Origin of the sequence: Lacisediminimonas sp., assembly GCF_030645335.1 — a bacterium.
GTDB lineage: Bacteria > Pseudomonadota > Gammaproteobacteria > Burkholderiales > Burkholderiaceae_D > Lacisediminimonas.
In genome coordinates, this window is sequence record NZ_JAUSNH010000254.1 from 1 (window position 1) to 22,105 (window position 22,105).

At 64.6% G+C, this 22,105-nt stretch carries 1 pseudogene; it reads left to right on the forward strand.

The features are described from left to right. A pseudogene (locus tag Q7T64_RS17460) lies at positions 1-22,105 on the forward strand (hypothetical protein); the annotation flags it as partial.

Sequence of the window (22,105 nt, forward strand, 5' to 3'; positions counted from 1 at the left end):
CGACGGTGGCCGGCTACAGCCTGTCGCAATTGACCAGCCTGGCGCTGGACATCAACAGCGCGATCGACACCGCGACCAGCGCGCTGGACACGGCCGGCGCGGCCGTGGTCGACTGGAGCGAATCGGCCCGCACGATCACGCTGGACGACGCCAGCAGCGTGGTGCTGGATGCGTTGGGCGGCCGCTTCGAAATTCCGGTGGACGGCGCGCTGACATTGGGCGGCGCCATGATGCAAGGCAGCTTCACGGTAGCGCTGGAACAGGACGCCAGTGGAGAGCGCAGCTGGCGCATCACCGCCACTGACGTCGCCATCGCGGTAGAAGCCAATGGTGCAACGGTCACGCTCTACAACGGCGCTGGCAGCCTGTTGATTGCGGCCGATGGCAGCCGCAGCGGATTCATCAGCGGCAGCGGCGCGCTGACCGGCGTGTCCGGATTGAGCCTCTCCGGCACCCTGGTGACCCGCTTTGACGCCGCCGGCGGCCTGGAGCTGGCTGGCGCCATCGAAGTTGATGTGGCTGGCTTTAGCTCCCTTTCCGGCCAGTTTTCCGTCACCAGCCAGGCGGCACCCACGGTGCTGCCGGCAATTGTGGTTCAACGCGCGACCGAAGGCGTGGCTGCGGATGTCAGTACGCAATCAGAAGGCGGCGTCAAGACCAATACCGCATTCCTGTTGCAAGCCGCATCGCAAGATGGCCAGCGCTTCCGGGAAGGCGTCTACCAGTTCAGTGTCGGCGCGGCACAAGCCAGCATCAGTTCGCTGGACCAGGCTGGCGCCTTGCTGGACGACGCCAGCTTCGCTGCCAATCTTGCCGCCGGCATCCAGGGCCTGACCGGCATTGGCGCGGGCAATGTCAGCGTGACTGGCAGCCGCGAAGCCGGCTTCCGCATCGAATTCACCGGCGCGCTTTCCGGCCGGGCGGTCCTGCTGTCGGACGGCACGCCGGCAACAGCCAATGGCTTGCGCATGACGCCGCCGGACGATCCTGCCGACAAGCTCGATTGGGGCGACATTACGCTCGAAGCCCAGGCCACGGCCGCGGTCGATGAAGTGCAATACCTGTTGCTGCAGCCGGACGCCGGCATTTCACTGAGCCGCAACCGTTTCACGCTGACGCTGGGCGACGCCACCACCGGCGCCATCCGCTATGTGGCGGACCCGGGCTTCCAGGCCACCCTGATCCGGGAAGCGCTGGAGAGCCTGCCAGGCGTCGGCGCAGGCAAAGTGCAAGTCAGCTTCGACCAGTCGTCGACCCTGGCGGCGCAAGGCTACCGCATCACGCTCTTGCATGCTGCGGCCAAGGCCGGCAACGTTGCTGCCATGAGCGCTACCGGCTACAAGGCCGACATGGCCGGCGTGCTGAGCTTGTCCAATGAAGTCCGGTTCAACATCCAGACCGTAGCCGACGGCACGCCGGCGAGCGGTGCCGTGCAGCTCGTGAACCTGTACGACGATCACCTGAACGGCGGTTTTGCGCTGCGTTTCGACTATCTCGGCAATACCTACAGCAGCGCCGAAATCGCCTTCAACGCATCGGCGCACGACATGCGCGAGGCGCTGCGCCAGGCCGTCTCCGGCAGCAGCAGTTTTGCCGCCGCTGGCGGCGACGTCGCGGTGCAACTGGTGGGCGCTGGCAATCCGCAATGGCGGGTCACGTTTGGCGGCGCCGCCAGCGGCCGCGCCATCGACGTCATGGTCGGTGAGATCACCACCGTCGAACGCGCGCCCGATGCGGCACTGGGCATGGTGCAGCTTGGTGCAAGCAGCAGCGAAGTGCAGCGCATCCAGCCGGCTGCGGCCAGCGGCAACTTCGCCATTTCATTCGGCGACCAGACCAGCGCGGTGCTGGGGGCCAACGCCAGTGCGGCGCAGGTGCAGGCGGCGCTGGAAGCGCTGGCCGGTATCGGCAGCGGCAATATTGCGGTCAGTGCGGTAGCGGCTGCCGCAGGCGGCGGCTGGGACCTGGCGTTCCGCGGCAGCCTGGCCGGCACGGCAGTGGCCAGCCTGCAAGTTGCACCGGTGCAGACGCTCGACTTGCGCCTGGCCGGCGGCGAATTGGCCGACACGGCGCGCCTGCGCTTTGCCGGCGCAAGCGGCTGGGCGCAGACCATCGAACTGGGCGCGCTGAACGCAGCGCAGGCGCAAGCGGCATTGCTGGCCGCCATCGAAGCCATGCCCGGCGTGGGTGCAGGCAATGTGCGGGTAGAAGCAGTGGCGGGTTCGCCCGGCGCCTACCGCATCGTGCCGCTCTCCGGCGCCGCGCTGCCAACGCTGGTTGCCGGCCTGTCGCGCGCGGTCGAACAGCCGCCTTCGTACCTGCTGATCGGCGCCTCCGAAGTCAATGCAGCGGTTGGCTCGGCCAGCGCCGGCGTCGCCATTGGCGATGCGCAAGTCGGGCTGGTGCTGTCGCGCGGCGCCGACGGCGTCGCCGGCTATGCGCTGGTCGCGTCCGGCACGGCTGCGCTCAATGGCTTCGGCTCGGCAGTCAGCCTGCAGGCCCACGCCAGCATCCAGATCAATACTTTGGGCCGCGCGGTCGACATCCTGGTCCCGACCGGACTGTCCACGCCGGCACAGCAAGTCAGCTTTAACGACGGCGTGCTGGTGCAGGAAGTCGTGATCACCGACGGCGAACTGACAGTCGAAGGCGTTGGCACGCTGGCCGGCAGCCTGGCGATCCGCTCCGAGCAGCGCACGGTCGGCAACACCACCACGACCGACATCCGCATCGGCCTGGAAAACGTCAGCGGCAACCTCGACATCGGCGGCCTGGCCGCCGGCATGAGCGACGGTCGCGGCGCTGTGCTGCTGCAATATGAAGAGACGGACGGCGTGGTCACCACCCGTCGCGCATTCCAGGCCGAGGGCGAGATCGCCTTCAGCGCCGGCAGCGCATTGACGCTGCAGGCCGAGCGCCTGGAAATTGCCTATAACGATTGGGGCAGTGACGTCAGCCAGGGCGTGGTCACGGCCAGCGGCCTGTACAACGTCGAATTGCTGGCCGGCGAAGCACGGGTGCGCGGCCAGATTTCCGCCAACGTGGCCGATATCCTGAGCGCTGAAGGCGAACTGTTCATTGAAAACGCCGGTGCCGCCACGCTCACACTGAGCGATGGCAGCAGCGTGGAAGTCACGCAACTGGTGCTGGGCGGCGCCGATGCCAGCGCGGCCGTTCTTGCCGGCGGCGCCAATCTTGGCGTGGCGATCAGCGACGTCAATTTTGCTGTCGTGATCAGTACCGAAGTGGGCGGCGCGCAGCGGCGCTGGGTCACCAGCACTGCCGATATCGGCGGCATCACGGTGGCCGGCTACCAGTTGCCGGCGCTGGAACTGGCCAGGCTGGAACTGAACCAGGCCTTGCCCGCGATCGGCGAACTGGATGTGGAAATCGGCGTGCCGGTGATCGACTGGAGCCTGGCGCCGCTGTCGATCAATCTGGATGGCATCAACATGGCGGTGTTCGACCTGGCGCTGCCGCGGCTGGCGATACCGGTGATTGGCTCGCTCGACATCGGCGGCGCCTTGCTGTCCGGCGAGTTCAACCTGTCGCTCGACACCAGCGGCCTGGTGCCGGCCTGGGAAATCAATGCCGTCGATGTCAGCTTCGGCTTTAGCGTCGGTGGCGCCAGCTTCAGCATTGACAATGCAGCCGGTCAGTTGCGCCTGGGTTCGGACCTGAGCCGCAGCGGCAGCATCAGCGGCGATATCCGCATTGCAGGACTGGACACGCTGGCGCTGAGCGGCCAGATGACGGCCTCGTTCGACGGCAATGGCCGGTTGAGCCTGGCGGGGGACGATGTCGAGCTCGATATCGCCGGACTGACCACGCTATCGGGTGACTTCAGCATCGAGAAATCGATTGTCGCTGGGCGCGAGCAAATCCTGGTCGCCGCCGCCGACGTATCGGCCTTCATCGGCGTGTCCGGCGTTGCGGGCGCGGCGCTGAGCGATGGCCGGGTGGCGCTGGTGGCGATGAAGAAAGCCGACGGCACGACCGGTTATGCGTTGAAGGGCAGCGGCAATGTGGTCGTCAACACGCCGATCAACCTGTCGATGACCGGCGTCGTATTTGCCGAAGCCAATACGCTGGGTACGCCGATCAGCCAGTCGGTCACGGTCGACGGCCAGCTGCTGGCGCTCGATTTCACGCAAGGCAATGTCGCGCCGCGCTTCAACCTGGGCGAACTCGATGCGATCCTGGATGGCGCGCTGGGCAGCGCCTTTGGCAGTGTCAGCGACACCCTGTCCGAGCTGAAGACGTCCATCAGCCCGGCATTCGACAATGAAGGCACGCAGACCAACGACAACCTGCTGGCGCGAACCTTGCCGGTGCTGGACCGTTCGCTGACGGAATTGCTGGCGATCGACAAGGTGCTCGGCATTGGCGATTACACCAGCCAGTACCTCGATCCGGTCGGAACCAGCAGCCTGCCGGCGCCGAGTTATGGCGCGATCCAGCAACCGACATTGCGCGGCCTGCTGAGCTATCTGCAGGAGCACTGGCTGCCAACCCTGCCAGGCGTGAGTGCCGATGCGCTGACGCTGGCGCTGGGCAGTACCGGACTGGAACTGGTATTCAACAACCGCCTGTCCGCGCAGCACCAGGTCACGGTCAACTTTGGCGCCGCGGCCGAGGAGTTCGGCCTGGCGCTGGACGGCGACTTGCAGGTCGACCTGTCGGCAGCGCTGCAGCTCGGATTCCGGGTCGCCATTGACTGGCAGGATGGCAGCGCCAGCTTCAAGCTCGACCAGCTTGATTTCGAGCTGGCAGCGGCCGTCGACGATATCGATGTGTCGGCCGCCTTCGGTCCGCTGGAAGTCAGCCTGGGCGACCAGGCGCGCGAAGCCGGCAGCCTGGCGCTCAACCTGGCCGGCAGCGTCGCCTACACCAACGGCAGCCTGGGCGTGAGCACGACGACTGACAGCGTGTCGGTGGTGTTGCCGGTGTATGCCGAACTGGCGGGACTGGACCTGTCGGCCGGCAATACGCCGCGCCTGCTGATGAGCGGCAGCCCGATGTCGGGCACCGGACTTTCGATCACCACGCAAAACTTCGACAAGTTGCTCGACTTCAGCGGCATGACGGTTGCCGACATGATCCTGATGTTCCCGGACTTCCTGGACGCGCTCGATACGATCCGGCAGGACGACGCATTGACGTCTGCCATTCCGTTTGCCGAGAGCACGCTCGACCAGGTGTTCCAGTTTGCCGACGGCTTCAAGCAGCAGGTCTACGACAAGATCGATTTTTACAAGCCGCGCGTCGAACTGATGACGGTGAATTCAGCGACCGTCCTGACGATCAATATCACCACGACATCGGGCAGCGGCGTCACCAGCAGCAAGCCGGCGACGGTATTGCGCACGCCTTTCGGCGGTTTTGACGAAGCGCTGCATGAAGGCATGTCGGTGTCGCTGTATTCGCAGGTCGATGGGCAGGAGGTGCTGCGTGGCGTGTACGACATCCGCCAGGTGATCGACGGCAATACGCTTGAACTGGCCGGTTCACCCACGGCCGGCATGACCGGCCTGCGCGCAGTGATCCACAAGCCGCTGGAACAGATCACCACGTTGCAAGAATTCGTCAGCGCCGTGAACCGCTCGGGCGTGCTGCCGGCCGGCATGTCGATCACCTTCGATCCGATCCAGCGCAGCTTTGGCGTACCACTGGCATTCCGCCAGGACTTCACGCCGCTGGAAATGCCGCTGGCGCTCGACTTTGGTGTCGAGGGCCTGACGCTGTCGACCTCGGCGCGCGGCAGCGTGACTGCGTTTGTGGAAGGCAGCCTCGGTTTCTTTGCCGACCTCGACGGCCGCACCTTGCTGGGCAACAGCGGTGCGCTTGTCGCCGGCGCCAACCTGTTCTCCGACCAGAGCTTCATTTTTGATTCGACCATGGTCGGCTATGGCCTGGAAATCGGCGGCCAGCGCTATACCGTCGCCAGCATGCAGGATGCGCATACGCTGGTGCTCGACCGCGCCGCCAGCGCCAGTGCTGCCGGCAGCGCCTACACATTGCGCGAGAACCAGTTCACGGTCGGTGTGGAAAACGTCGCGCTGCAGGCTGGCTTAAGCCTGGACGCAAGCGACCTCGAAGTGGCGGTGCAGATCGGCTTCCTCGGCGCTACCGCCGGCGGCGCCGGCACCGGCTCGGGCGTGCATGTGGGCGCCACCGCGTCCATCAGCCTGGATCGTGACCCCGGTTCGGACGATCCGCTGGATCGCCGTTTCACGCTGTCTGAAATCGGCGGCAGTGCGCTGCGCTTTGACCTGGAAGGCGAAGCCAGCGCGACGCTGCGCGGCCTGCGCGTGAACCCCGGCCTGGGCGCCGACATTCCGCTGGCGCCGAATATTGAATTGTCGATCCACGCCCTCGATCCGTTCAACCCGGGACAAGTGCGGGTGATCAACCAGAACCCGATGTACGGCGTCGACCTTGAAGCGCTGGTGCTGTCGGGGGCGATCCTGCCGAACGACCTGGTGATCGTGATGCCGGACCTGGGCGACGCCTTCGGCTTCAAGAACCTGAGCCTGGAAGATATTGTCGGCGCCGCGCGCACCGGCCTTGAATTCCTGCGCGATTCGATTTCATCACAGCCGTTCTACGCGTTCGAGCTGCCGGTCATCAACCGCTCTCTGGCCGATATCTTCCCGTTTGTCGACGGTTTCCTGGCGCAGATCGACGCCGTCGCCAGCAATCCGGCCAGCGCGATCCAGCAAGTAGAAGGCTTGTTTGAAGACGCGCTCGGCATTAACGACGACAACAGCCTGGCCGCAGCCGAGCAGCAATTCTCGCTGAGCCTGAATGGCGATACGCTGGACTTGCACCTGAATATCGGCAAAGTGCTGACCGAGCGCTTTGGCTTCAGCCTCGACCTGGCGCAGTTGAAGACGCTGGCGGGCACCGGCGCATTCGACGGCATGGACTTCATCGATGAGCTGGTCGACGCGATCAGCCCGGGTGCGGCCGGCAATATCACGCTGTCGGCTCTGGCCAACTTGCAGATCGACGCCGGCGTGCGTTTTTCCGGCCTGTCGCCCGAGATTTTCCTGTACGACTACAATCCGACCCGGATCCAGACGCTGGCGATCCAGGCGTTCGGCGCTGTATCCTTCGCCGCCAATCGCAGCAGCCTGAGCGACAGTGCCTACAACAGCATCCTGGGCGATTTCCGTTCGCACATCATCGCCGCGGGCGCCGGCGTGCAAGGCATCAGCGCACTGGTCAACAGCGCGATCGATCTCGATATCGAATCCGACAATCGCGACCAGCAATTTGGCGCCGACCAACTCAATGGCCGGCGTCAAGCGGCCATCGTCGGATTGGCCGATCGCCTCAGCACGGATCTCGGCGTGCAGGTGCAATTGTTTGCCGGCCAGCAGCTGCGCGTGGCCGATCCCGCCAGCGTCAAGACCTTCAGCGATGTGTCGATCTCGCGCGAAGTATCAGTCAGTCCCGAGCAGTCGCGCGGCACCCGCGCCACGATCGGCGTGCGGGTGGCCGGCGAAAACCTGGAACTCGGCTTCGATGCCGGTGCGGTCAAGCTCGGCGTGGAGAACGGCTGGGCCGCGATCGATCGCGATGGCCGCGCCAGCACCGTGGACTACGCCACCTTCACCGTCAAGGTCGACCAGGCCGGCGGTACGGTGGTCGATGATGGCCGCTACTACTTCGACTCGGAAAGCCTGTCCGACAATATCGGCTACGTGGTCGAAGGCGCGATCGGCATCGACTTGCCCTTGCGGCTGGAAGTGTCGGGCATCGACTTCCCGCTCGGCAGCTTTGCGCTGACCTCGGCAGCGGCGGGCATCGGCGGCGTGATGAATGCGATCAGCAGTGGCGCGTCCATCGGCCAGGTGTTCAACGTGAGTGTGCCCAACGTGCAGGACAAGGTCGATGAATTCCTCAGTGAATTCTCGCTGCTGGGCATGTTGAACGACCCGAGCCGCATCATTGACGGCATCGATTCCGCGCTGGGCACGGTGCAGGATGTGCTGGGCGACAACCTGACGACCAGTATTCCTTTCATCGGCGAAAAGCTGGGCTCGGTAGGCAACTTCGTGCGCGACGTGCGCGTGGGCATCCTCAACGACCTGCGCACCAAGCTGACTGCCGAGGGCGGAGCGGTCGGCATCACGCGCTCCACCTTGTTCAGCCTGCTGGGGCCGGACAATGCCGGCCTCTTGCTCGACATTTCCGGCGACGGCCAGGTCACGATCGACGACGTGCAGGCGGCCTGGTACAACAAGAACGGCGTCAAGATCGCCGACTGGGTGCTGGGTGGCGAATTGCCACCGGCTGCAGACGCGATCCAGTTCAACTTGAAGCTCGGCCAGACCCTGGTCAATACCGGCGTCGACATTCCTCTCGACCTCGACCTGCCGGGCTTTACGCTCGACATCGACGGCGGCTTCTCGCTGGAAATCGACTGGGCCTATGACTTCGGCTTCGGCATCAGCACGTCCGACGGCTTCTACCTGACCACCAACAGCGACGCCACCAAGCCGGAGCTGCGCATCACGGCCGAAGCCTATCTGGACGGCTCGCCGAACGACCCCAATACCGTCACGCCTTTCAGCGCCACCGGCTCGCTGTTGTTCTTCCGTGCCACCGTGACCGACATGGACAACGACACCAGCACGCCGGAATTCGATGCCAGCGGCATCGACGTGCAGCTCGGTATCGACATGATGGGCGACAACCGGGGACGCCTGCGCGCCAATCAGCTGATTTCGGCGCCGCTGTCCAAGAGCTTTGCGGTCGCCTTCACTGCCAATTCGGACATCCATCTGCTGGCCGTGCTCGACATGCCGGACGTCAGCGGCATGCCCAAGCTGAAAGGCGAGCTACTGGTCGACTGGGATTGGCGCCTGGGCCAGAAACTGGGCGCGCCGCAAGTCAGCATCGAAAACCTGCGGGTGGATGTCGGCTCGCTGGTGAAGGATGTGCTGCTGCCAATTACCGAGCAGATAGAAGGCGTGCTGGAGCCGTTGCGTCCGTTCATCGAGATGATGACCGACCCGATCCCCGGCATGGAATTCGTCAGCATGATCGGCATCGAGCCCACGCCACTGGGCTTGCTGAACGGCTTCCTGCGTGCGCAGGGCAAGCCGCAGATCCCGGTGGCCTTCTTCAATGCCGCCCGCTTCATCCTGAACCTGCCGGACCAGGTACGCAGCTGGTCCGACACCGGCGAGATCCTGCTGGGCGACATCACGGGCTTTGGCACCGACAATGTGCAGTCCTTTGCGGTCGATCCGCAAGCCCTGCTGGAAGGCGCGGCGGCGCAGTTTGCGCCTGGCCTGATCGAGAAGATGAATGCGGTCATGGCCGCGTCCACCGGCGGTGGCGCGACGCCCAACCGCAGCGGCTTCAAGTTCCTGGAATACGTCAAGGACATCGGCAACTGGAAGAAAATCCTGACCGGCGGCGACGCCACCCTGTTCACTTACGAGCTGCCGCTGCTGGGCGCAGGTTATTCGCAGAAATTCCTGCTCGGCGCGATCCCGCTGCCGCCCACGCCATTCAGCTTCCGCTTCTATGCAACGGCTGCGGTCAGCGCCTTTGCCGACCTGGCCTTCGGCTACGACACCTATGGCATCCGCAAGGCGATCCAGACCGCCAATCCGCTGGATGCGATGGACGGCTTCTATGTGTCCGACTGGACCCTGCCGACTTTTGCCAACGGCAAGATCGTGCCGGGTACCGGCGGCCAGGAAAAGCCGGAATTCATGTTCGATGCCAGCGTTGGCCTGACTGCAGCGCTGAACCTGGGGCTGGTAGAGGGCGGGGTCAACGCCGCCATCGAATTCTTTGCCGACCTCGACCTGCAAGATATTGCGCGCTCCAAGCTGGTCAAGGATGCGGCCGGTTATGTGCAAAGCGTGGAATGGATTTCGGACGGCAAGATCCGCGGTTCTGAAATCGCCACCATGTACGAGTATGAAGACGGCGGCTTCAAGAACCTCTTCAACCTGGAGATGAGCGCCGATTTCGTGGCCTCGGTATATGTCGAACTGGAGCTGCTGTTCACCTCGGTGACCTTGTTCGACGAAGATATTTTCCGCATCAACCTGTTCAACTACGAATACAACGCACCGCGCGTGCAACCCTACCTGGCGACCCAGGTCGGCGACACGCTGTATGTGAATGCCGGCGATCGGGCCGCACTGCGCGAGTATTTCGATGTCACCGACGGCAACGAGACATTCATCCTGTCCGGCTCGGGCGGCAACGTCAATATTGAATTCGACAACTGGTACCAGAGCTATAGCGGTGTCACGAAAGTGGTCGCCAACATGGGCGCCGGCAATGACACTTTTGACGCTTCGCGCCTGGCCGGCGCAGAACTCGACGTCAGCGGCGGCGCCGGTGACGACAAGCTGATCGGCGGCAGCGGCGGCGGCGTGCTCAAGGGCGACGCCGGACGCGACCAGTTGTCGGTGGCAGCCACTGTCACGCGCGGCATCCGGATGGAAGGCGGCGCCGATGACGACCGGCTGACCGGCGGCGCCGGCGCGGACGTGCTCAAGGGTGGCGCAGGGGCAGACCGCCTCGACGGCGGCGCCGGCGACGACACCCTGTGGGGCGGGCTGGGCATCGACAACCTGCGCGGCGGCGCCAACAACGACACTTATGTGTTCGAAGACAGTTTCGGCAGCGACAGCCTGACCGACCGCGATGGCGAGACGCATATCGACCTGTCGCCAATGACCACCGCCGCCACGGCGTCGCTGGCCAAACGCGGCGTGGGCATCGTCAACCAGGACGGCGACGAAGTGCGCCTGTCCGGCGGCAAAGTGGTCAGCATCACGCTGGGCCAGGCCAACGACACATTCCTTGCCAGCGATTTCCCGGACTGGACAGTTAGCGTTGGCGATGCCGGCGGTTCTGACGACTACCGCATCACGATGGGGCGCGCCGCTTCCGCGCTCGGCACCGGCACCATCAGCATCAACGATACGACGGGCGGCTTTGACGAGATCATCCTCGAACAGACGCGCTCCGGCGACGCCATCAGCCTGGACCACCAGCGCGTCACCAATGGCCGCGAAGTCGTCACCTATAACGACAGCGGTGTGGAACGGCTGACCCTGAAAGGCAAGGGCGCCAACTACGACGCCTCGCATATCGCTTCGCTCGGCGGCAACATCCGCTTCACGGCTGGCAACCTGGTGGGCGACGTCGCCACCAGTTACCTGGGCAGTACGGCATTCCGCGGTCTGGGCGCCAGCATTTACCAGCAAAGCGCGATGCAGGCCGCCAGCGTGGTGATGGAGTCGGTCAAGACCCTGAATGTCGCGCAGGACATCACGGCCCTGGCCAACGGCCATGTCGACCTGCGCACCTACGGCAACAATGCCAACATCGAGCTCAATGCCAACCTGTATTCGTCTGCCTCGGCAGCGCAGGGCGGCGATGGCGGCGGCTGGATGCGGATCCAGTCGGCCGATGGCGCATTGCTCAATACCGGCAACAAGAAGATCATCGGCGAAAACGCCTATGTGCTGATCGAGACCAAGAACGGTATCGGCACGCTGGCCAAGCCCTTGCAAACGCGCATTGGCGAACTGACCGTAACCACCGCCAGCCACGGCAGCGGCAATGTCACGATCATTGAAGACAATGACCTGGTGCTGCGTGAAGAGCGCAGCCTGGTCAGCCCGGAAAATCCCGGCTACGTGATCGACGGCAACCCGGCCTCGGACCAATGGGAAGCGACCCAGGCCTGGGACGACAGCGCACCGGCGGCGTGGAAGCAGGTCATTGCCGGCACCCGCAGCGGCATTGCAGTGGAAGTGGCGCAGGGCGACCTGAGCATCGACCTGGTCGGTGTCGATTCCCTGCTGAGCCTGGCGAGCGGTACGCTGACCACGCTCAAGGCCGGCGCCGATATCACGCTGACCGCTGACGACATGGATTTCAGCAGCGGCACCAGCCAGCTGGTCGGCAGCGGCGAGCTGAGCATGCAGGCGCACAGCAATGTCTGGCGCTACTACCTCGGGTCGGCTGCGGAAACCAATACCGGCCTGGACCAGGAAGAGAACAGCCCCTTGCAGACCAGCCAGCCGGCGATGTACCTGTCGGGCCGCGACCTGGCTGCGCTGGCTGACGGTTTTACCGGCCTGTTCATTGGCCGCACTGCGCTGGGCAATGCGATGTGGCTGGGCGATATCAAGTACGCCGAGTCGGTCAAGTTCTATCCGAACGTGCAGCGTCCCGCCAATGCGCGGGAATCGTCTTTCCGCGACACCGCCACCATCAAGTCCGACGTGATGACGGTCGCCGGCGATGTCGAGAGCCCGGATGACTTGCTGACCCTGCAAGCGCGCAAGTTGCAGGTGCAGAGCCAGAACGTGCAGGACCCGTATGGCTTGCCCGATTCGGGCGTGATGGCGAAAGACCTGGTGCTGCAGATCGGCGAGCAGGCGATCATCACCGGTAACCTGACCGGCCAGGACAGCCTGACGATCAATGTCACCGGCACCCCAAGCAGCGACGCCTGGTACGTGCCGCCGTATGGCGCCAACAGCCTGCAGTTCGACGGCGGCAGCCTGACCAGCGTGTTGAATGATGGCAGCGTGCTGCGCATCGACACCGCTGCTGGCATTGAAATCCGCGGCATGATCAGCGTCGATGGCGACCATGCCCGGCTCGACCTGGATGCCGGCGGCGCGCTGCTGGTGGTGGAAGGCGCCGACGTGCGCGGACTGGGCCAGTCGGTCACGCTGGACTTGGCTTCTGCGGATGTGGTGGCGGTCAATCCCGGCTCGGCAATCCGTGCCGGCGTGGCCTTCCGTACCGGCGATGAGGGTCTTGAGGCTTACATTACCGGCGACGATGGCGTGGTCAACCTGCGTTCGTCGGGCGAAATGCTGCTGGGCGGTTCGGTCTCGTCCTCCGGCTCGATGGCGCTGGCTTCCGGCGCCCAGAAATACGACAACGCCGATTACGGCGACCCCTTGCATGCCGACTACCAGCCGCGCTATGCGATTTTCAACAAGACGGCGTATTTCGAGCGCATTGCCGCGGTCAGCCCGGACCATTACCTGGTTCCCCATACCGGCGGCTACGGCATGCTGGTCACCGGCACCGTCACCAGCCTGGGCGACGGCGCCGACCTGGTGCTGCGTTCCGACCAGGACGTGATCCTGCGCGGCAACGTCAATGCACTGGGCGCGGATTCAACGCTGACGCTGCAGTCCAATGAATTCCTGTATGTCGAAGGCTTCACCACTGCGACTGCCGGCCTGAACCTGTATGGCGGTGTCGGCGTGGACGGCGCGGCACTGGGCGGATCGGCTGCCCATGCCGATGCGCGCGGCACCAGCGTCTACGTGCATGCCACCAGCACCGTGCGCACCAGCGACGCTGGCAGCAGCGTGACAGTTGGCGGTGGCGAGGACGTCGATATCATGGGCGTGATCGTGGCCGGCGGCGCGATCGGCGAAAACGGCGTGCTGTTCAATGGCGAGGGCGCCTCGGTCACGGTCAGCGCCGGGCAACAAGTGCGGCTGGAATCGGGCTTGCTCGCCAGTGGCGATGTCAGCGTCAATGGCGGCGTGGCCGGCAGCGACGACAATGGCCTGGGCTTGCTGATCAGCACCGTCGGTGGCATCACGGCGGCCGGCCTGGGCGCCGGCGGCAGCGGCAGTACGCTGGCGGTATCCAGCGGCAGCGGGCTGGAAATCATGGGCACCTTGAACAGCGGCGGCCAGTTGTTCCAGACCTTCGGCGAGGATGGCGAATTGAGTAGCCAGACCGTCACCTGGTCCGGTCGCGATTCCGATATCACGGTGCGGGCTGCGCAGCGCGCCTTTATAGGCGGCAATACCTTGTCCGCATTCGGCGTGCCGGTCCAGACTGGCGGCACCTTCAATGCCAGCCGTCGCATCACGATTGATGGCGGCGCAGACGCCAGCGGCATGGGCGTGCTGGTGCACGCGGCTTCCAAACTGTTGGTCAACGGCACCGTCAATGCCGATGGCAGCGTGCGCGCCGCCGGCGACATCGACATCCGCGGCGTCGGCGACGTTGACGTGCAGGGCGTGCTGCTGGCCGGCGGCAGGCTGGAAGAGATCCGCGAGAATGGCTCGGTGGTGGGCAACACCATCCACCTCAACGATGCCGATTCCACCATTTCCATCCGTGCCGATCGCCAGTTGAAGATCGGCCGCGACCTGACGGCCGGCAAGGAGATCAACCTGGTCGGCGGCACTGACACCCGTGTGGCTGCACTCGATGCAAATAATCAACTGATCGACATCGAACAGCGGCATTACGGCAAGGGCCTGGTGCTGCTTGGCTCGGCCCACATCACGACTACCCGCGATGGCAGCGAAATCAACCTGAGCGCGGCCAGCAGCGTGAACCTGGTGGCGAGCGCGAATTTTGCCGCCGGCCTGTATGCGCTCGATGCGCAGGGCGACGGTTCCGTGGTCAACATCACTTCGTCCGGCGCCTCCAACGCCCGCATCTATATCGCCGGCCAGGTGCGTGCCGAGCATGCGATTGAATTGAACAGCGGCGTGTCGCAATCGGGTCGCGATATCGAACTCGACATTACCGGCGTGCTGGAAACGGTCGATGGCTCGATTGGCTTCAACGCCGGCGTCAATGGCCTGATCGCGGGCGATATCTTTGCCCGCGGCGACGGCAGCGACGTCACCATCACCTCCGGCCGTAGCCTGACCATAGAAGGCCGCATTGAGGCCAATGACCAGGTCTATCTGCATGGCGGCGACGGCACAGAAATTGCCGGCCAGGACAGCCTGACCCTGTCCAGCACGGCTTTCGTCGCAACCGACGGCGGCGCCGGCAGCATCACCCTGTCCGGCACCAACGACGTGATCATCGCCGGTGCAGTCGGCGGCGTCTATGAAGCGGGTACGGCGCGCGAAATCCTGATCAATTCCGACCTTGGCACGGTGCTGGTCGACCGGACCACCGGACGGGTCGTGACATCCGGACAGCTCGACATCACTGGTCGTGACCTGATCATCGACGGCCCGGTCACCAGTACGTACGTGGCCAGCGGCGTGGCAGCGGCAACGCCCGAAGTCCGCCTGACGGCGGATCGCGACATGCTATTGCGCGGCAACTTCGACGTCAGCGGCGACCTGTCCATCTCGGCCGGTGACACGGTCGAGATTTTCGATACCGTGTGGGACGTTTCCACCCTCAGCATCAATGCCGGCAATATCGTATTCGGCAGCCCGGTCAGCGGCGCGCCCAGTGCGCAGCTGGGCGCCGTGATCCAGGCCGGCAGCCGGATCGAACTCGACGCCAGCAACCATGTCGGCGTCAATGCCGGCGTGCTGCTGCTGACTGACGAAATGGCGTCGACCATCAACATCGATGCCGCCACGATCATGATCGCCGGCGAAGTGCATGCCGGCGCGCAATGGGCCAATGGATCGGCCAGTGCAATAGCCGACCAGGCCACGGTCAGTGTGAGCGCCAGCAACTTGCTGCAGCTTGGCGCCAAACTCGGCATGCCGGGTGTGACACGCGACAGCGGTGGCAATGTCCGGGCCACCGGCAACATCAACTTGCAGGGCGGCAGCGGCGCCAGCGTCGGCAACAGCGCCGGGCTTGGCCTGCTGATCGACAATAACAGCCTGGTCGCCAGCCGCAATGCAGACGGCACGGCCAGTGGCGCAATCAGCATCGGCGGCCTGAAAGACGTGCATGTCAACGGCTTCGTGCGGGCGGTGGAAGCGGGCGGAACCATTGCCGCCAGCGCCGGCCGGCAACTGAAGGTCGACGGCATCATCAACGCCGATGCGAGCGTGCGCCTGTCGGGTGGCCTCACCGATGCCAGCGGCATCTCGGTGCTCAGCACGGCGCTGGTGTACCAGATGCGCAGCGGCTATTTCGTCGACGGGCAGGACCGGCTGATGGATCAGTTCGGCTACCTGGTCAACAGCAGCGGCAACTATATCGATGAGGCGGGCCTGGAAATCGGCGCCAGCGAGGTGCCGGTGCTGGGCGGCGATCCGATCCGCCGTTCCGGCGCGATTGTCGATACCGGAGAAGGCGGCACCATCAGCGTGCACGGCAATGGCACGCTGCAACTCGACGGTACTTTTGGCCAGCCTTACGTTGACGAGCTGCGCATCAAGTCACGGCCCTCGGCCATCCTGATCGCCGGCAGCACGCTGGGCGACGTCTACCTGTCCGGCGATTTCAGCGCCACCGACCGCATCGATGTTCGTGGTCACAACATCAACGCACTGAATGGCGCATTGCTCAAGACCCGCGGCGACGCCGGCGTGATCGAGATCATCGCCAGCGGCAACATCCTGGCCGATGGTGCCACCGACTGGAACCAGGAAGTGCAGATCGTGGCGCAGGACCTGGTCCATCTGCGCGGCAACATGCTGCACATTTCCGGCACCATCGTGTCGCAGCACCGGCTGCTGCTCAATGCCGCGCTGGACGTGACCCTGTACGGCAAGCTGGAGTCCGGCGACACGGTCGAGGTACGGGCCGGACTGTCGGCTGCGGTGACTGACGCAGCAGCACGCGGTGAAGTATTGCAGGCCAGCCTGGGCCACGGCAGCTTCACGATTCGCGGCACCGGTGCGATCGAGGCCGATGGCACGGTCAGCCTGCTGGCCGGTGACGACGTGGTGCTGGACGCCGACGCCTTCCGCGCCGACGATTCCAAAACCGTACTCACGCCGATCATCAGCACCGAAACCATCTTCGTGCCAGTGCTGCAGGGCTATGTCTCCGAGGTCGACCAGATCATCCCGGTCGATGTCGTCAAGTGGGTCCAGACCGAAGACATCGTGGCCGACGATCCGGTCGCGATCAAGACCGGCTACACCTACAACACGATGGACGTGCGGCTGACCCAGGACGGTTACTGGAACGGCACGACCAAGCGCGAATTCTTCATCGAAGGCGTGGATTACCGCAATTCGGCCAACTCGGCCGGCACCGGGAAGGTCATCGTATGGCCCCCCGGCAGTGCTCCGGGCACGGACGCCAAGGGCAGGCCAGAGGACTTCAGCGTGCTCAACGACGTGCAGCGCGGCGCCGTGCTGAGCCAGTTGGGCTACAAGAAGCTGTACACCTTCTCTGCCAGCGACATGAAGGTGCATCGCGTGATCAACGGCAACCCGACGGTGGGCAACTGGACGCCAGACTGGAGCCAGGCCGGCACGCCGACCCATATCGTCAACATGCCGGTGTCCGGCTGGGAAGACAAATGGATCAGCATGCCGGTCGGCGCGGCAGAGGACGTGCTGCGCGTGGTCAGCCAGGGCAATCCGACGGCATTCAACGAGCATGTCGGCAATTACCGCGACAGCGCGGTGGCGCGCTATGTGCAGGACAAGTCGGCCTACCAGTCGTACTACTGGAATGGTGCCATGACCTGGGACGTGGACAATTCGCCCGCCCGCTGGGACGTGAACTACCTTGGCAGCGGCACCCGCTACTTCGACATCATCGACGGCCGCACCGGCGCCAACGCAGCGCGCACTGCCTATGTGCCGGACTGGGCGACCAATGGCAATGACGCCGCTGGTTACGACATCCACGGCCGTTACACCTATGCACCGTCCGGTTATTACAACGAGACCGCCGCGCTGAACTGGAACGGCAACTATGGCGCGCGCTATATCGCCAACGTCGGCTACAACTTTTACTACGACTGGATTTCGCAAGGTTACTGGAGCCCGTATGCACAGACCGGCGCTCAGATGTATTTGTACGAAGAGACCGACTGGGCGTATCGCTGGGGCCCGTTTGAGGCTGGCTATTACCCGTATGTCGGCGACGCGCTGAACGACGACGTCGAGGCGGCCTGGTGGACCGGCCCGATGCAGGTCACCTTCTACGAGCATGCCAACTATAACGGCTACTCCGAGACCTACGGCACCGGAAGTTGGGGCGGGGCGGGGTATCAGTGGTGGGACGGTTTCGTCTACTGGCACGCCAGTTCAATGATCGTCAGCGAATGGCAGGACACCAGTTACTGGGCCTGGAAAATCGACAACGAATATTTCTATGACTACGATTTCAACTGGGCCAGCAACTCGCACGCGATTTACGACAAGCGCAACACGCTCGATTACGAGTGGGTCAGCAACACCACCGACAAGATCGAAATGGTGCCAAGCTTCCGCACCGAGATCAACCTGACCAAGGTCATCGAAACGTCTTACGTCACCTTGTACAACGAGGTGCCGGTGTATGTCGATGTACCGACCACCCGCTCGATCCGGATCTACGACGACAGCGAACTGGCCTATGGCCAATTTTCCGGTGACGCGATCAATGCGGCCAGCCTGTCGGTCGACGCCGGGCGGGATATCCTGATCGCCGGCATCATCAATGCCAATGGCATTGGCGACGAATCCGGCATCGTGCTCAATGCCGCGCGTGACCTTGGCATCAGCGGCAAGATGCCCACTGGCGTGGTCAATGCCATCGCCGCAGCATCCGAATTGCGATCGGCCGGTTCGATCCTGGCCACTGCCGGTGGCAGCGTAAGCATCAGCGGCAAGTCGATCCTGACGGCCGGCATCGATGTAGCGGCAGGCAGCCTGGACGCTGTCAGCGGCGCCGACATCAGCCTGGTAGCGGGCGCCGGCATGAGCCTCGACGGCCAGTTGGCCGCGGCGGACGCCGTCAACCTGGCGGCGCTGGGCAGCATTGCGCTCAATTCCGTGGTGGCGGCAGGTGGCACGCTGGCGGTCACGGCCGGCGCCGGCGGCGTCGCATCCATTACCGGCAATGTGCAAACCGACCTGTCGGCACGGGACATCACGCTCACCGCCGGTACCGCGGGCGGCAACGTCAGCCTGAACGGCAGCCGCGCGGCGGCAAGCCACGGCATGACGGTGCAGGCGGCGCTGGGCGCAATTTACAGCAGCAATAATTCGCTGTCGGCCGCAGCCATGACTTTGCTGGCCAGCGGCAGCATCACCGGCGACGCGGCCAATAGCCGCGCGCTGGAACTGGAAGCGGGCACGCTGACGGCGCGCAGTACCGGCACCGGTGCTGCCGGCGGATTGATCCGTCTGTCCGCCTGGGGCGATCTTGATGCCACAGTAGTCAGCGCGGCCAGCGGCAGCGTCACGATTGCCGCCCAGGGGGCGCTGACGGCGCGCTCGGTCAGCGCCGGCAGTGCGGCTGCGCGCAGTGCGGTCAGCCTTGCCAGCGGCGCAGCCGATGGCCTGGTGATTGATGACATCACCGGCAGTGCACTGACGCTGACAGCTGGCGCCACCGTTTCCCAGCTTGCCGGCTCGCTGGTGTCGGGAAGCGCTTTGTCCCTGACCACCGGCACTGGCGCTAGCCTGACAAACCTGGCCGTCGGCAGCCTGAATGCAACGGTGCAGCGGCGCGGCGACCTCGACCTTTCCACCACGCTCGGCGGCATCCTGAATGTCACCGGCTTGCGCACCTATGACGGCAGCATCACGCTCAACACGCCGGCGGGCATCGTGCTGGCCGATGTCGAGGCGGGGCGCAGTGGCAGCCGCACGGTTGCGCCGACCGGCAGCGACGGGCTGGACTTGTCGGCGCAGGTCACCGATATCAGCATCACGTCCGGCGGCAGCATCAGCGGCGCGGGCAGCGACACCCATATTGTCACCCGCGCACCGGTGCTCACCGCCACTGATGGCACCCGCTATGTCGCCGGCGGCGCGCTGTCGCTGCACGCGCAGGGCGGTATCACGCTGGATGTGTCGGTGGCGGAACTGCGCGATGTCGACAGCAGCAGCGGCGACATCGCCATCACCGACCGCATCACGCCAAGCGGCGTGTCGGCATGGCAAGCGACCGAGCGCACGCGTTTGCGTGTGACCGATGTGGCTGCGATCAACGGCGATCTCTCCATTGTTTCGGATGCCGCCCTCGACGTGTTCAAGGCCAGTGCAGCCGGCAGTGACAACACACTGACCCTGCGTTCGGAGAACAGCGACGTCGAAATCCGCTCGCTGGCCGATGGCGGCAGCGTCACTACCGGCGCCCACCTGGTGCTGGACGCCCACGGCAGCCTGGCTATCCACGCATCGCAATGGCTGGACGCACCCAAGAGCATTGAATTCCATACCGGAAGCGCCTTCACGCTGCCCACCACGCAACTGGTTGGCACGAGCGCGCAGGCACGCAGCTATACCGCGTCGCAGTTGACGGTAACGTCGGATGACACCATCGAAGTGACATCGGCGCTGAAGATCAACGGCGCCAATGCCGCCCAGGACCGCCTGTCGCTACAGTCGCATCGCGACATCCTGATTGATGCGCCGATCAGCCGCGCATCGGGCGCGGCGATTGCCGATGTCGACCTGTTTGCGGACGGCAGCAATGTGCGCGTCTATGCCGCACGCGACGCCGTGACCGGCCTGCGTGTGATCACCGGGGCCAGCGGCCGTGAATACCAGGAAGGCACGCTGCCGGCAGATGTCACCAGTACGAACTACACCGCGCAGGGCAATTATTACCGCGACAATGTCGGCGGCAAGTACGTGCAGAACGTGATCCGCTTCGAGGTCGGCGCCAATAATGTCGTGACGGCAATCAATGAAAAACTGCTGTCGGATAATGCCGACGGCAGTGGCACGCTGTACGCGATTGGCGGCGTGGAGTCGGGCGGCTACAGCGTCGGCACGGCGCTCACCAGCGCTGCCCGCGCACAAGTGCAGGTAGTCGGCAAGGCGCTGATCGATGTCTCGGCGCAGGCACGGGCTGAAACATCGCTGGCAGTCAAGCTGGTCAACGACACCTCGGCGCTGATCCGGCTGAACCAGGCTGCGGTGGCTTACAACCGCATCAACATCGACGCCGCCGGCACCGCCGGCAATGTCGATATCGTCGCCAGCCAGGCGCTGGATATGGATAGGATCAGTATCGATGCGACCGGAACTGCCAGCCTGCGTACTACATCCGGCGCGATTTCCAACCAGACGCAAGTGCTGCAGGCCAAAAACCTTGTGGTCAATACAGCGTCGACCATCGACCTGCGCACTGACGTACAGACGGCAAGCCTGAACTCGACGTTACTGGGCGCAGCCAACGGCAGCGGCATGGCGCTGGACAACAGCGGCGACCTGCGGCTGACGGCTTCGCTGGCCAGCGGCAGTATCGAGGTGACGACCGGCGGCACGCTGACCGTCGACGACGCGCGCTTTACCAGCGACGTCAACGGCAACCAGATGTTGTTTGTCGCCGGCGCCGGCGGCATCCTGGTCGACCGTATCGACGCCCGCACGCAAGGCGACATCACCTTGCGCACCGCAGGCTTCGTGACGGAAGTGACGGCCGACGACAGTTCGGACCTGCTGGTCGATCTGGACATCATTGGCCGCGATTTCACCGCCAACGCCCGCAATCCGGCCGGCAACCTGGCCAGTACCAACCTGGAGTTCAATGTCTCCGGCGACGCCATCATCGGCGCCCAGCAATCATTGATCATTACCAGCCATGTCGGCGACCTGGAAGTGTCGGGCTACTACCTGCAGGGCGTGTCGATATCCGGAGTCACCGGCACCGTCACCCTGAACGGCGTCACTGCCGGACAAGGGATTTCGATTGCCAACAGCGGTAACGTCGTGATCAGCGGCGACAGCAGCGCTGGCGGCGCTATCGCCATCAGCGGCAGCGCAATCACGCTGCAAGGCGGTTCCAGCCTGGCCGCCAGCAAGAGCGCGGCGGTCACCCTCACCGCCGGCGCGGGCGGCATCAACATGGCGGCCGACAGCACGGTCACGACCAACGGCGCGATCACGCTCTCCTCCAGCGCCGGCGGCAATATCGTGCTGGGCGCGCTCAACGGCGGCGCTGGCAATGTGGTGGTCAATGCATCCGGCGCACTGACCGGCAGCGCCGGCGCCAACCTGGACATTGCCACCAGCACCGGCGCGGTGACGCTGGCCGGATCCCGCATCGGCAGCGCAGCCGACGCCATCGTGGTGTCGGCGCCAGTGATCACCGGCCTGACGGCCGGCAGCGGCGACATCCACGTCGACCTGCAACGCAATGCCGAGCAGACCGTGACCATCGGCCGGGTCGATGCCAGCAGCACTGGCGATGTTGACCTGGCACTGAATGCCGGCACGCTCAGCACCACATCGCTGAT